The sequence below is a fragment of the Psychrobacter sp. JB385 genome, assembly GCF_900163785.1.
Lineage (GTDB): Bacteria > Pseudomonadota > Gammaproteobacteria > Pseudomonadales > Moraxellaceae > Psychrobacter.
Genome location: NZ_FUKN01000011.1, coordinates 30425 through 45911 on the forward strand (window position 1 = coordinate 30425; position 15487 = coordinate 45911).

Annotated in this window: 9 protein-coding genes; 6 read left to right on the top strand and 3 right to left on the bottom strand. The window is 44.8% G+C overall.

Features of this window, described 5'->3' with window-relative positions:
• The first annotated feature begins 176 nt into the window (after positions 1-176).
• The 6 genes from CZ794_RS05705 to CZ794_RS05725 all read left to right on the top strand — a co-directional run bounded on the left by CZ794_RS05705 (position 177) and on the right by CZ794_RS05725 (position 8218).
• Positions 177-6368, top strand: a complete 6192-nt coding sequence (locus CZ794_RS05705) for a DNA repair ATPase (protein ID WP_087040717.1) — start codon at positions 177-179, stop codon at positions 6366-6368.
• Positions 6369-6448: 80 nt separating this feature from the next.
• Complete coding sequence (locus CZ794_RS05710; RefSeq protein ID WP_075106903.1) at positions 6449-6610, top strand: DUF2256 domain-containing protein; 162 nt, start codon at positions 6449-6451, stop codon at positions 6608-6610.
• Between the two features lie 45 nt (positions 6611-6655).
• The gene (locus CZ794_RS05715; RefSeq protein WP_087040718.1) at positions 6656-6799 is read left to right on the top strand and encodes a DUF2256 domain-containing protein; all 144 of its coding nucleotides are present in this window, start codon (positions 6656-6658) and stop codon (positions 6797-6799) included.
• 108 nt (positions 6800-6907) lie between these two features.
• Positions 6908-7477, top strand: coding sequence for a hypothetical protein (locus tag CZ794_RS14065; protein ID WP_179207254.1), 570 nt, complete (start codon positions 6908-6910; stop codon positions 7475-7477).
• Between the two features lie 82 nt (positions 7478-7559).
• Complete coding sequence (locus CZ794_RS14275) at positions 7560-7691, top strand: DUF2256 domain-containing protein (protein WP_373407900.1); 132 nt, start codon at positions 7560-7562, stop codon at positions 7689-7691.
• A gap of 26 nt (positions 7692-7717) precedes the next feature.
• Entirely contained in the window at positions 7718-8218 is a 501-nt protein-coding gene (locus CZ794_RS05725; protein WP_087040720.1) for a hypothetical protein, read from the top strand.
• Positions 8219-8220: 2 nt separating this feature from the next.
• On the opposite strand, the gene CZ794_RS05730 is transcribed toward CZ794_RS05725, so the two are convergent.
• The 3 genes from CZ794_RS05730 to metH form a co-directional block, all read right to left on the bottom strand.
• The gene (locus tag CZ794_RS05730) at positions 8221-10182 is read right to left on the bottom strand and encodes an AAA family ATPase (protein ID WP_179207255.1); all 1962 of its coding nucleotides are present in this window, start codon (positions 10180-10182) and stop codon (positions 8221-8223) included.
• Positions 10183-10266: 84 nt separating this feature from the next.
• Positions 10267-11196, bottom strand: coding sequence for a bile acid:sodium symporter family protein (locus CZ794_RS05735; RefSeq protein WP_087040722.1), 930 nt, complete (start codon positions 11194-11196; stop codon positions 10267-10269).
• Between the two features lie 317 nt (positions 11197-11513).
• A complete protein-coding gene (metH, locus tag CZ794_RS05740) occupies positions 11514-15317 on the bottom strand; it encodes a methionine synthase (protein ID WP_087040804.1) in 3804 nt (1267 codons plus the stop codon).
• Positions 15318-15487: the final 170 nt, after the last annotated feature.

Below are 15487 nucleotides of genomic sequence, written 5' to 3' on the forward strand. Positions count from 1 at the left end.
GAGTACTATGGCCCATTCGCGCTAAGCGTTTTAAAGCGCGATAGCCAACTTATTATTTATGATGAGTTGGCTAATCTAAAAAATCGCATCACTTCTACTGATTTTTTAGATTAGCCAAGCGCTTCTTTATCTTCAATGATTCCTTATTGCCAAAATATAAAAATGGACGAGCAACGATGGCGGACACGCAAAACCCAACCAATTCAGATAGCAAAAGTGATCCTAACGCGAACCAAGCAAACCAAACCGATCAGGCCGTTGCCTCAGGCAACGCCTATGAGCTCATCAAAAAACGCCTGACAGAGCAAGGCAGCCGTCTGGAACAACTGACCGCCAAACTAAATGCTGCACGCCTGACGGAATTTGGTAGCACTCAAATGCAGGTGATTGCCCGCACGCGTATCCGTACCGAACACAACTGTGTGGCGCAGGATATGGTGCAAGTTGGCGATTATCTGCTATTTGGCTACAACGTGTTTATGGGGCTAAAGCGTGCCAGCAATGTTAAGGATGTGCTATCGCTATATCGCTTGATAGACCCTACTGAGAAAGGCGACAGCGATGAGAGTCAGAAGGGTAATGCTGGTGATAGTGCGGAGCAAGAGTATCAGCTCGAAGAGGTCGATTTAAAAGGGACGTTCTTAGATCAAGATGCCTTTGTACAAGACTTCAATGAGCTCTATCGCTATTACAAGCAAACAGGCCTGATTCAACTGACTGTTAAAGACAGCAAGTTGCTGTTGGCATTTCAGATTGGCGAACGTATCACTGATATTCGCGTGTTTCGTTTTGCATTAGACTTTAGCCAAGGCACACCAGAGGCTGCCCAAGTCGCCTACGTGGACAATCGCGGCGAGCGTGATATCGAGTTGCCGCCAGCCTATGACTTTGATTGGATCGAGACCACGCGCGATCAGATGGTCAATGGTAAGTATCCGCACATGAATATCTTGGATACGATATTTGTGGAAACCGTCGGCGGTGATTTGACCATTAAAATTGAGGACAACACTCAATCAGGGCAGGGCATCTATAGCGAGCCTGTCAATGACCGTACCCAGTCGCTCACCGATGCCGAGATTGCCTATGCTAAAGTCGGTAGCCTGATACTGCTAAAAATATTACCGTACCGCGAAGAGCAGTACCGCTATTTTGTTTATAACACCTTGACTGAAGCGGTGCTACGTTTGGACGCGATCGGTCAGTCGTGTGTGCAGTTGCCTGAAGATCATGGCATCATATTTCCGGGTGGTTATTATCTACAGACGGGCGAGTATAAGCTGTTCGATGCCAACAGTGTCGGTGCCAAAAACTTAAAGTTTAAGCGCAAGATTATCTCGACCAATGGCGAGGATGTTCTGTTCTTATTTTATGACAGAGAGCTGGGTATCACGGGGCTGTTTCCTTATAACCTGATCAAAAAACAACTGGCAAACCCGATTTATTGTAATGGTATGGCGCTGGCAGACAACGGTCGCTTGGTATTGTTCAGTGACCAAAGTGAGCCGTCGCGCATTCACCCGATGCAGATATGGCACACCCCTTATGCCTCCCCTGAATATGTGAGCGAGTTGCCTGAAAGCACGAGCTTCTACGGCAAAATCGGTAACAAAGAGCTGGTACGCGGCATCTCTGATCTTTATAGCATTACCCGTCTCATTGACAATCAAAGTGTGTCGCAAAAACTCTACGAAGAACTGTCAGACAATACCAGTCGCCTCTTTGATAGCTACTACTGGCTGTCTGAGCCAGAGCTGACCGATGTCGCCAGTAGTATTAAAGAAGTGACGGCGACCGCTGAGCTGGTTATTGATGAGTTTGCTAAAGTTCAAAGTATCCAAAAACAAACCCAAACCGCGCTTGCCGATGCAGAATCTCAGCAAAATGAGATCTTGCGGCAGATACGGGTCACGACGTTTGAGTCTGCCAGCGACTATGTCGATCAGCTGTCGGCATTAAGACGACAAAAGGGTCGCTTGGTCAGTCTGGAGGATTTGCGTTATTTAGACAGTGATAAATTAGAAGCATTGCAGGCGCAGCTAGAAGAAGCGGAAAGCGATCTTGCCGAAAAAACCGTACTGTTTTTAAGCGGTGATAAAGCATTATCAAGCTACGAAGGAATATTGATCGATGTCAGTGAACGTCTTAACACGGCGGAGACCAATGCTGAACTCAAACCCGTACTAGATAAAATTGACGAGACCGCGCAAGGGTTAGACTTGTTGACCGAGCTACTTGGTACGTTGGATGTTGCCGATGCCACGGTACGCACGCAAATCATCGATGACATCTCGACCATTTATGCTAGCCTCAACCAGAGCAAAGCCAAGCTCAATCATAAACGCAAAAATTTAGGCTCGGCTGAAGCGGTTGCGCAATTTGGTGCGCAGTTTAAGCTGTTTGGACAATCGATTGCCAATGCCTTATCCATTGCCAATACGCCTGAAAAATCAGATGAGCAAATGGCAAAGCTACTGGTGCAATTAGAGGAATTAGAAAGCCAGTTCGCGGATCCCGAGACCAATAGTGGCGATCAGTTTTTAGCCGATATCATCAGCAAACGTGAAGAGATTTACGAGACCTTTGAAAATCATAAGCAGCAACTGCTCGATGCACGCAATCGCAAAGCGCAAAATCTAGTCGATGGGGCACTGCGAATGCTTGAGAGTATCAAGAAGCGCACGCAAAGCACAGGCGTCACGGGCTTTACCGAGGAAGAAGCGCTCAATACTTACTTTGCGTCAGATGGTTTGGTGCAAAAAGTGCGCAACATCGCAAAAGAGTTACAGGCGATGGGCTTTAGCGTCAAAGCTGATGACATTGATGCGCGCCTAAAAGCCATTCAAATCGAGAGCTACAAGAGTCTAAAAGACAAATCGGACTTATTCGAAGATGGCGGTCAAATTATTAAGCTGGGCAAGCATCGCTTTTCGGTCAATACGCAGCCATTAGATTTGACCTTGCTCAGTCGCCAGCAATCAGATGGCAAGCGCGTGCTCAATTTGCATCTGACGGGTACCGACTATTATGAAGTGCTCAATAACGCTGAATTAAATGCTTTGCGTCCGTATTGGGAGATGAATATCGCCTCCGAATCTGACAAGGTATACCGCGCCGAGTACTTGGCGTATAGCATTATCGAGAGTGCCAAAAACAGCCAAGACAGTCTGACCGAAACGCGCCTATACCAAGCATACGACGAAACCGTCATTACATTAGATATCAATGGTGAGATCGATAATGACAGTCCGTTGGCAAAGCTGGTCAAAGCCTATGCGACCCCGCGTTATCAGCTCGGTTATGACAAGGGCATTCATGACCATGATGCCACGTTACTATTGATGCAAATACTGCCAACGTTACGTGAGGCTGGACTATTGATTTATACCCCGCAAGTACGCGCACTGGCACAATTGTTCTATTGGCAGTTAAATATCGTGCAAGCGTTGGGGCTAGATAGCCTACGTCAATTTGGCTACGACAATTGGCTGGATGAATCAGTGTTGACTCGCGCAAATAACTGGACGGATAGAGCCGCTACCGCTGAGCAACTGCGTCGTGCCCTTGGTAGTGATACAGCAAAATCCTTACTGGTCGAGGATATGAGCCAAGTGATGTACCGTTTTGTCGCGGCCTATCGTGACGAACGTATTGGCAGTAGTAATGGTGCTAATCAGATATCAGATGCCGCATTGGAGTCAGAATCAGACTCAACTATCAGCGATATTCATAACACCAATATCTTTAAACCAAGCTATGTGCAGCTGGCTTGCGAATACTTAGTCAACGTCATGGGACAGTCAGCGGAGCCAAATGCCGCCGCATATAACACAATGAACTGGCAAACCAGCAGGCAGGCCGAGCAGCTGTGTGAGCAGCTTAGCCAAACGCTGAGTAGCTCACCCGTCAGTACGCAAAATACGGCCAGTTTTGCGCAACTACAGTCCTCAATCGGTAAGCTTGGCTTCCAACCAAAATCAGCCTATAAGCTATTAGCCACATGGTTTCATGCGTTGCTTGATAAGACTTATGGTGGTACTGAGTCGGCTGATGACACGGATGAGGCAGGTGAGGCGCTTAGTGAAACGCAGCTTGCTGAGCATCAAGAAAAAGAAGCGCTACGCAAGCAACAGCTAGAAAGTGGGCGTCATTATGTGCCCGAGGCCATTGCTGTCTTACTTACCCAGTTAAATGATACTCAGCGTGAAGCTTTGGTACAGCGTCTGATTGACTCAGGTGCGAGCTTTGATAAAGGCGGCGCAAATAAAGGCACAGCTAATGCCGCTTCCACCTTATCGTTCTCTTCACCTCAAGCGTCATCATCAACGTCACTGACCAGTATCAATAACCCGCTCAATCAAGTGCAAAGCTTTGCGCGTCACACAGGTAAGGTGTCGCTTGAGATACAAGTCAATAATCTACTGGGTGAGCATTCGCGTATTCATCAGCAGAGCCTAACCTTTGCCGTTGATGACTTTTTAAATCGTTTGCATCATCATGATACCCAAGTGATTCCTGCCTATCGACGCTATCTGGCGATGCGCTCAGAGATATTACACGAATCAAAAGAAACCTTGCGACTGGACGAATTTATGCCGCGTCCCTTGTCCTCATTCGTGCGTAACCGTCTGATTAATGAGAGCTACCTGCCACTTATTGGTGATAACCTTGCCAAGCAGATGGGCACGGTCGGCGAGGATAAGCGGACCGATTTGATGGGTATTCTCATGATGATATCGCCACCAGGTTATGGTAAAACCACCTTGATGGAATACGTGGCAAATCGTCTCGGCCTGATCTTTATGAAGATTAACTGTCCGTCACTCGGTCATGACGTCACCTCATTAGATCCCGAAAAAGCGCCCAATGCCACGGCAAGAGAAGAGCTGAATAAAATCAACTTAGCCTTTGAGATGGGCAGTAACGTCATGCTGTATCTTGATGACATTCAGCATACCCATGCGGAATTTTTGCAAAAATTTATCTCATTGGGTGATGGTACACGTCGTATTGATGGCGTCTGGCAAGGGAAGACCAAAACTTATGACATGCGCGGCAAAAAGTTCTGTGTGGTCATGGCGGGTAACCCTTACACCGAAAGCGGCGAAGCTTTTAAAGTCCCTGACATGCTCGCCAACCGCGCCGATATTTACAATCTAGGCGATATCATGAGCGGTATGGAAGACATCTTTGCCCTCAGTTATATCGAAAACTCCCTAACCTCGAATAGTGTCCTCGCACCACTAGCAAATCGTGACCTAAGCGATGTACATCGCCTGATTAAAATAGCTAAAACGGACAATGCCAACCTCGCCCAAGCGCAAAGCAGCGATCTGACCTATCCGTATAGCACCTCAGAGATTAACGAAATTGTCGCCATCTTGCGTCATATGTTTAGGGTGCAAGCAGTCATTTTGGATGTCAACCAAGCCTATATTGCCTCCGCTTCGCAAGACGATAAATACCGTGTCGAGCCGATATTTAAGCTACAAGGCAGTTATCGTAATATGAATAAGATGACCGAAAAGCTGTCAGCGGTCATGAATGAGAATGAGCTAAACCAGCTGATAGACGATCACTATCTGGGCGAGTCGCAGCTATTGACCCAAGGCGCAGAGAGCAACTTGCTCAAGCTTGGCGAGATGCGCGGTACCTTAACCGACGCAGAAAAAGCGCGTTGGGCGCAAATCAAAGCCGACTTCTTACGTAACAAAGCCATGGGCGGCGAAGACGGCGATACAGGCGCGCGAATCGTTGCGCAGTTGGTGGACTTGGCGAGCGGCTTCAATACCATCAGTCGTCAGTTTGAGACGTACTTAACCAAAAATGACCCAGAGCAAATCGCGCGCTTACGAGAAGCAGAGCGTAAGGCCCAGTTAGAGTCTCAGATTGAGGCGCAGCTGGCCTCACAAAAAATCCTCGCCGATAGCGTGATCAATAACGCCAAAGTCGTCAGCGATAGTATCGATAATGGCTTTGAGAAAAGCGTGAGCCAATTACTACAGATATATAAGCACGATCATAAAGCCGAGGGCGAGTACCTCAAGCAAAACCAAGACGTGCAAAAAGCCCTGATGGTGCAACTGGTCGATGCCGTTGAACAACTTGCACACAATATGGCAGATAGCTTATCTCGTAGCTTAGCCGAAAGCCTAATTAAAAATGATGATAGTAAAACCGTAGAGAGCAATGCGCCTGATATCCATGAGCAGACCACACTGATGGCCAATGCCCTCAAGCAGGCGCTGGCACCACTGACGATGCGCATGGATGAGAAGCTCGCGATTGATAGCAGTACTGATCAATCTGGTAAGCTGATCGTCAACAGTCTCAATCGCTTAAATAAAATATTTGACGATTATGACTAGTAACTGTGACTAATAGCAATGATACGTAGTAGGCTATAGTGACACGCGACCGATGTCGTAAACAAACCAATGAGAAATGTATGGCGCACAAAAAAAAGAACGTCCGAAAAAAACTCTGTCCTGTCTGTGAGCGTGAGTTTAGTTGGACGAAGAAGCTCGATAAAAACTGGGAGAGCATGGTCTACTGCTCAGACCAGTGCCGTCGAATTAAGAAGTATGAGGGCGTCGAACATCAAAAGTAAGACTTCACCATAACACGAATAGTCAAAAGTAGATGGGGGCAAACAATGGCACATAAAAAAGTAAACTTACCGCAAAAAACCTGCCCAGTCTGCCAGCGCCCATTTACGTGGCGTAAAAAATGGGAGAAAGACTGGGAGCAGGTGATTTATTGTTCTGAGAGGTGTCGTCGGACAAAAACGCGCGATTGATTTTGAATTGTAATAAGCATTCAACTTAAACGTAGTCCACGTTTAACGATAAGGAGAGACAGTTGTCTCCCAATTCTGTCATATTTCATTTACTTATAAAGGAATTTTATGAAGAGACTAGCACTAGCTGTAATCACCTGTAGCTCTATACTTGCTCTTTCTAGTTGTATGGTGTACGACGGACGCTCAGAACAATATAGACAAAAGCTTATCAGTAAAAGTCTAGTCTCCGCACAGGAGCGTGATAATATTTTGGCAAAGGCGCAGGCTTTACCTGAAGTAGATAGTGATCAGCCCAGATGGTTACTGGTTAGAGAGTACGATAATATTCTCACTTCAGGAAATGAAACAACCAAAAGCTATTTAGACGTTAATAGCATTCTACAGTTCAAAAATGTCGCATTTGGCAAGGTTAAAAAAATCAGTCCTAATAAAAACTACACAGTGACCAATTATAGGGTATTTTGCCAAGACGGGTACATTAGAAAGTATGAAGTCGATAACTATGACGAGAATGGCGCAAAAAAATCTGAATTTATATCGTCACTATCCGAAAATGGCTATGATGAACCTATAGCACCTAAAGATGAAAACATGGCAAAAAGCATATGCGCATTGGCAGGATTTTATAAGGGAATGGACCCAAACTTGCAATCGATATCAGCACCATCTAAATAGCAAAAGCCATCTTCAATGGCTCATAGAGTTAACGGTTATAAATGCGATTGAAGATGAAAATTATAATTATGACCTTTCGGAAATAAATCTACGCCAAAGAACCTGCCCCGTCTGCCAGCGCCCTTTTACATGGCGCAAAAAGTGGGAAAAGGACTGGGAGCGGGTTATTTATTGTTCTGAGCGGTATCGGCGGAGTAAAAGTAAATCAGATTAAGTTAATTCAAGATAGTAAGGTAAATTATGAGTAAGCATTTTGAGCATTCAAGCTTTCGAGAAAAGCTTATTGAGCACTTATTTATTGGTGAGATGTTAAAGCTATCATGGCTAAAAGATGATTGCCAACTAGAGGTCATGAGACCTGAAGTTGATAATGCAGGTTGTGATGTTGTCCTTGAAGACAATAATATTATTCGTCATATTCAATTAAAAACTTCAAAATTTGGTGCTAAAACACCAAGTCAAAAGGTCAACGTTCGTTTAGCTAGTAAGCCTTCAGGATGCATTGTTTGGATTATATTTGATGAAGAGACTTTAGAGCTATGCTCGTTTTATTTTTTTGGTGCTGAGGCAGGCAAGCCACTAGCTGGGCTAGAGAATGCTAAAGTCGCAAAACATACTAAAGCGAGTGCGGATGGTATAAAAGCTGAGCGACCTAATATCCGCACTATTAGCAAAGTTCAATTTGATCGTTATGACAGTATTGAAGCTTTATATAACGTCTTGTTCGTCCCAAAGAGTTAAGGTCAGTCATTGTTTTTCTTGATATGCTCGAATATTTTTTCACATATTAATTTTGCTGATTCTGTGAGCGTCCATTCCTCTTCTTCCATCAAACCCACAATATCGCGACAAAACTCTGACTTATTCTTTATGGTTTTTTGTCCACCTTCTGAGAAGATAAAAGAACTCTTATCTTTAGGTATGTCGGGTACTATTTCGTCTGCGCGCATTGCTTCAAGTATATTATCTAGATAGTCGCCAATACCTAAATCTGAGGTCTCATACCTATTATCAAAATACTCATCATATTCTTCAAAATGCTCTAGTTTCTTCTTTCTACCTTGGCTAGATAATCCATTTTCAGGACACATGGAAAAGAATTTCTTTTTTAAAAGGTTAGTAGGTAACGTATTTTCTGTCTCTTTACCTTGAGTAATGATCATATTATCGTTTAGTTGACTTTGTAGCTCTGTAAATCTAGGCTTGCCTCTCAAGTCTGCATCAGCAACTACGAGAGCGTGCGAAGTGGTTAATATAGCAGGAAGCCCTTTATCGGAGCTACTATTAACGTCATCAGGGCAGTCTACTTCAAAATCCCAATGGTCAAGATTAGAGCCTTGATACTCTACAAATGCATAATGATAACCATCGATGAAACGTGAATAATCTTGCCATTTCTCTTCATCAGTCGTCTTTAGTTCTTCCAAATATTTCTTTAAATACTGAACAAAATATAGACGGTCAGTAATACCTTCTATCCAAATGGTACAGTTTGCTAAAAATACAGAAGACGGTGAGACACCCAGTGTGCGTAATATAGTACGGTCACCATCACAACGTTTGATTACCGTCTCGTATTTGTTCTCTTCGTCACTCATTTGCTTTTTATCTACACGATACAAAGCAATACGTTTGTCTTCGTTAATCATATCAAGCAAGTAATTTGAATGACTGGTCGCCATGTAATAATGGTCAGTTTCATTCAATAAAAACTTCATTAACTGTTTAACGTAGCCAGCATGCAAATGCATTTCTGGTTCTTCAATAAAAAAGAAAGAAGGTTCGGTAGTTAAGAAAGCTTTATAAGTAAGGATGATAATTTGTTGTAAGCCATCACCAAGTTTTGAGATAGGAAACTGTTCTGCTTCACCTATTTTAATTTCTATACTGTCAGTCCTCAAATGAGGAATAATAGTTATAACTTCATTATTAAAAAAATAATGAGACAGTTTTTCTTGATAGCTTTGAATTCTTTGGCGCTCTTCAGGTTTACCTAACAATGAGTCAGTTAATAAGCCAAAAAAATCTTCGCCTGAGATTATTTCGTCTTTCTCAAAACTATAGTCAGTAATTGTTCTAGAAAGTAAAGGATAGTATTCTGATTCAGCATCAGTAGAGGTTATTTGTGAATTCAACTTTCGTAAGCTTCTCAAGCTATCAATGTAGTAAAACTTTAAAGCTTTAAAACTTAAAGAGTCTAAAGTATTTTTAATATTACTCAGACCTTCTATCAGTTGATTTATATCATCGATAAGTTTACGGACTTCATGAGGAAGCTTTCCTGTAACTATTGCATATTCTAAAGTATTATATTTTATTGAGCTAGTTCTATATGTGATATGAGCTTCAATAGCTTTTCTTGTATCTGTTAGAAAAGAGCCAGTATTTTGCCATTGTCTTACGATATCTTCTAAGCTATATAAAGAGTTGTCAGGTATTTCTAACTGATGCTTTGAAGAGTGGTTGCAAATAAAGCTATTAATGATGGAGATATAGTCTTTATAAGCTTGAGGATACTTAAAATCTACACTATTTATTTTTAATTTGAATATAAACTCGCGCATGAATCTACTTTTACCAGCATTGTTTGCGCCTACAATAATATTTAAACGTTTTAACTCAAAGGGACTATTTCGATTCAAACCGTTGCCTGAATTGAAATCTGTATATCTCTCTTTAAACCAAAGCTTTATAGTTTCTTCCATTGATATAACCCTAGTCATTCACAAATCTAAATTCCATCAACATTAAAGCAACCATAACTAAGACACAAGTAATAAAGCCCTTGATTATTTAGCATCGCTCTTCGCAAAAATATTCGCAACCAACGCACCACTAAAGTTATGCCACACACTAAATATCGCACTAGGTAAGGCAGCGACAGGGTTGAAATACGTCGCGGCAAGGGCAGCGCCCAGACCAGAATTTTGCATGCCTACTTCCACCATAATGGCACGGCGTTGCTTCTCCGTAAATCCAGACAAGCGCGCGATCACATATCCCAAGGTATATCCCAACATATTGTGTAGAGCAACGACAATAAAGACGATGGCACCGCTATCTAAGATGGTCGCCTTAGACACTGCCACCACCGCTGCGATGATAATTGAGATACCCAACACCGACACCATCGGCAATACCTCGGTGACGAACGCGATTTTTTTACCCAAAAACTTATGGAAGATAACACCGAGTAATATAGGTAAGATGACAATCTTGGTAATGGTCATCATCATACTGGCTAGGTCGATATCGATTAGCTGACCGGCAAACACGTTTAATAGAATAGGCGTCAAAAAGGGCGCAAGTAAGGTAGAGATAGAGGTAATCGCGACACTTAGCGCGACATCACCTTTGGCCAAGAATGTAATCACATTACTAGATGTACCGCCAGGGCAGCAACCGACCAAGATGACACCGACCGCGATTAAAGGATCAAGGTTAAAGATGACCGTTAATAGGTAAGCAATCAAAGGCATCAGCGTGAACTGTGCCAACAGTCCGACCAATACAGGTTTGGGGCGTTTGACAATCTCTAGGAAATCTTCGGTTTTGAGCGTCATACCCATACCAAACATGATGATGCCAAGTATTGGTACGATCAAAAATGCCAATGAAGCAAAAAATGTGGGAAACACAAATCCCAACACAGCACTGACCAATGCCCAGATTGCAAAGGTTTTGCCAATCCAACTAGAGAGTAATGCAATCTGATTCATAGCCTGTCTCAAAATAACGAAAAATGAAGAAGACAATAATTTAGCATGGTTATTGCCAGCAAATGATAAAAGTATTTTGCTATGAACGTAGCGATAAGTTTGCTGATAGTAAATGAAGGATGCGCCATAAAAAATGGCTTACTCATATAAAATGAGTAAGCCAAGAGATAATGATAAAATGTCTATCGTTGATGCGCTTCAAAGGCGTTGTCACCCTACTAGCATGAATTTTACGCAGCCTCTGTCGGCGTAGGCACAGTAAGCAAGTAAAATTGTACTAGTAGCGCATTTCAATTTATATAGCGGTTTTTTTAAATCTATAGATTGGGATTTAACCACTTCTCAGCCGTTTTCATATCCCAGCCTTTACGCTCAGCATAACTCTCTAACTGATCACGACTGATTTTACCGACGTTGAAGTACTCACTATCCGGATGCGAGTAATAAAATCCGCTGACCGATGACGCAGGCCACATCGCATAGCTTTCGGTCAAGGTCGTACCGATTGCCTCGACCGTACCGAGCCAATCAAACAATTTGCCTTTTTCGGTATGCTCAGGGCAAGCGGGGTAACCAGGGGCAGGGCGGATGCCGACGTATTTTTCTTTAATCATCTCATCATTGGTGAGTGACTCAGTTGGCTGATAGCCCCAATAATCTTTACGGATCAGCTCGTGCAGATGCTCGGCAAAGGCTTCGGCTAGACGGTCAGACAGCGCTTGTACCATGATAGCGTTATAGTCATCACCTGCTGCTTTGTATTGCTCAGCGAGCGCTTCTGTCCCGACGATAGAGACGGTAAAGCCGCCCAAATGATCGGTATGCGTGTCTGATGGCGAGATAAAGTCCGCTAAGCTCAGGTTTGGCTTACCACTGGCTTTGTCGCTTTGCTGACGTAAATGCTCGAACTGATAGGTCGGTTTGCCACCATCAGCAGGCGCATCGTCATACACGGTGACGGTGTCTGAGTCAGTACGGCGCGCTGGCATGAGTTTGAACACGCCTTTTGCCACGATTGATTTTTCCTCAATCATTTTGTGTAGCAGCTCTTCCGCATTTTCAAACAGATCACGCGCCGCTTCACCCACCACATCATCTTGCAAGATTTTTGGATATTTACCCGTCAGACCCCAAGAGATAAAGAATGGCGTCCAGTCAATATAGGGCAACAGATTAGTGATTGGATAGTCATCCAATATCACTTGACCTAACTTGTTTGGCACTGGTGGTACGTAGTTTTCCCAATCATACTGAAAGCCAATTTTGACCGATTCAGCATAGGTGACTTTGGCGGCTTTCGGTTGACGCTTAGCCAGACGCTCGCGTACTTTGACATACTCTGCGCGGGTCTCATCTATGAGGGCGGTACGGTGCTCTTTGGATAGCAGCTTGGTGACCACGCCGACTGAGCGCGAGGCATCCGAGACATAGATGACCGCATCGTTTTGATACTGCGGTTCGACCTTGACGGCCGTATGCGCTTTCGACGTTGTGGCACCGCCGATCATCAAGGGTAGAGTCATGCCGCGCTCTTGCATTTGCTTGGCGACATAGACCATCTCATCGAGACTGGGGGTGATCAGACCTGACAGACCAATGATATCGACTTTTTCTTTAATAGCCGTATCGAGGATGGTTTCGCACGGTACCATCACGCCCAGATCGACGATATCGTAGCCGTTACAGCCAAGTACCACGCCGACGATGTTTTTGCCGATATCATGCACGTCGCCTTTGACGGTTGCCATTAGGATTTTGCCTTTGACTTCGCCTTCGACTTTTTCCGCTTCGATATATGGGTTTAGCCATGCGACCGATTGCTTCATCACGCGAGCAGATTTTACGACTTGCGGTAAGAACATCTTGCCCGCACCGAATAAATCACCGACGATATTCATACCGTCCATGAGTGGCCCTTCAATGACCTCGAGCGGTTTGGGGTATTTCTCCCACGCTTCTTTGGTATCTTCTTCGATAAAGGTGGTCACGCCTTTGACCAATGCGTGCGCGATACGCTCTTCTACCGTACCCTCACGCCAGCTCATATCGACGGTGCTGTCTTTTTTCTTCCCGCCATCTTGGTAGTTTTCAGCGACGGTCATTAGGCGTTCGGTCGCATCCTGTCCCGTCTCACCTTGGTTGCGGTTGAGCATGACGTCTTCGATCGCATCACGCGCTTCCTTTGGAATATCATCGTACAGCTCAAGCATGGCTGGGTTGACGATACCCATGGTCAGGCCATTTTTGATCGCGTGGTATAAGAATACGGAGTTGATCGCTTCACGAATCGGGTTACCACGGAAACTAAACGACACGTTTGACACGCCACCCGAGACCATGGCATTTGGTAGGTTTTCCGTAATCCAGCGTGTGGCATTGATAAAGTCCGCACCGTAGTTATTGTGCTCGATGATACCCGTGGCGACGGCAAAAATATTGGGGTCAAAGATAATGTCCTCGCTAGGGAAGCCCACTTCATCGACCAATACGTCATAGCTGCGCTTCGATATCTCAATTTTGCGCTCGTAAGTGTCGGCTTGACCATCTTCATCGAACGCCATGACAATAACGGCGGCACCATAGCGCATACACAATTTGGCGCGCTCGACGAACTCAGCATGACCTTCTTTTAGGGAGATGGAGTTGACGACAGATTTACCCTGCGTACGTTTTAGGCCTTCTTCGATGATGTCCCATTTGGACGAGTCAATCATCAGTGGCACACGGCTAATATCCGGCTCGCCTGAGACGAGGTTGACGAAGTGAATCATGGCCTGCTTGGAGTCGAGCATGCCTTCGTCCATATTGATATCGACGATTTGCGCGCCGCCTTCAACCTGATCACGCGCCACATCCAGCGCCTCAAGATAGGCTTCGGTCTTAATCAGCCTTAGGAATTTTTTGGAGCCTGTGACATTGGTACGCTCACCAACATTGACAAACAAACTGTCAGCATTGATCGTAAATGGCTCTAGACCTGACAAGCGACAGGCAGGCGCGATTTCAGGAATCACGCGTGGCGGATAGTTTGCGACCATTTTAGCGATTTGACGGATATGCTCAGGCGTTGTACCACAGCAGCCGCCAACGATGTTTAAGATACCCGCTTTGGCAAAGCCTTCGAGTAGGGCAGCGGTCTCTTCAGCGGTTTCGTCATATTCGCCAAACTCATTGGGCAGACCCGCATTTGGATGCGCAGAGACATAAGTATCAGCGATATTCGATAGCGTTTGAATGTGCGGACGTAGCGCATCAGCACCTAGCGCACAGTTAAAGCCAACAGATAGTGGTTTGGCATGGCGAATCGAGTTATAGAACGCTTCCGCCGTTTGACCAGATAGCGTGCGACCTGACGCATCAGTGATTGTACCCGAAATCATAATTGGCAGCTCAAAGCCGATATCTTCGAACACACCCGTGATGGCAAATATCGCCGCCTTGGCATTGAGCGTATCAAAGATTGTCTCAATCAAAATAAGATCGACGCCGCCTTCTATCAGGCATAAGGTCGCTTCACGGTAGTTTAGGACCAGCTCATCAAAGGTAATGTTACGAAAGGCAGGGTCATTGACATCAGGTGATATCGAGCACGTGCGTGAGGTCGGGCCCACCACACCAGCGACAAACCGCGGCTTCTCAGGCGTCTTGGCGGTAAATTCATCAGCCGCCTCGCGCGCAATTTTGGCTGCTGTCTTATTCAGCTCAGGCACCAAATACTGCATGTCATAGTCAGCCATCGATAGACGCGTACCGTTAAAGGTATTGGTCTCGATGATATCCGCACCAGCCAACAGATGATCGTGATGAATGTCTTTAATCATGTGCGGCTGGGTTAGCACCAGCAAATCATTATTGCCGCGCACATCTTGATCGATATCGGCAAAACGCTCACCACGATAGTCTGCTTCTTCTAGCTTATAGGTCTGAATCTGCGTACCCATCGCGCCATCTAACATCAAAATGCGTGATGCCATTTGCTCGGTAATACGGTCGCGCGCGGTGAGCTGCTGTTCCTTATAAGGAAATACAGCAGGCGGCGTCAAAATAAAGTCATCAGCGGATGATGAGCGAGAAGTAGTATCAGAGTGAGAAGAGGTCGGTGAGGTCATCGTTTGAGTCATAGGAGCGCTGCTTATATCGTCAATGTCATAAAAGGAGGGAATAACAAACAGGGTGCAATTTTCATAAAAATATTGGGCAAATCCATCATATTTTAGCATGAAAATCATATAGTAAGCGGTACAGTCCTTATTCCTGTTTGGCAGTACAAAGAGTAAAAAAATATCGAGAA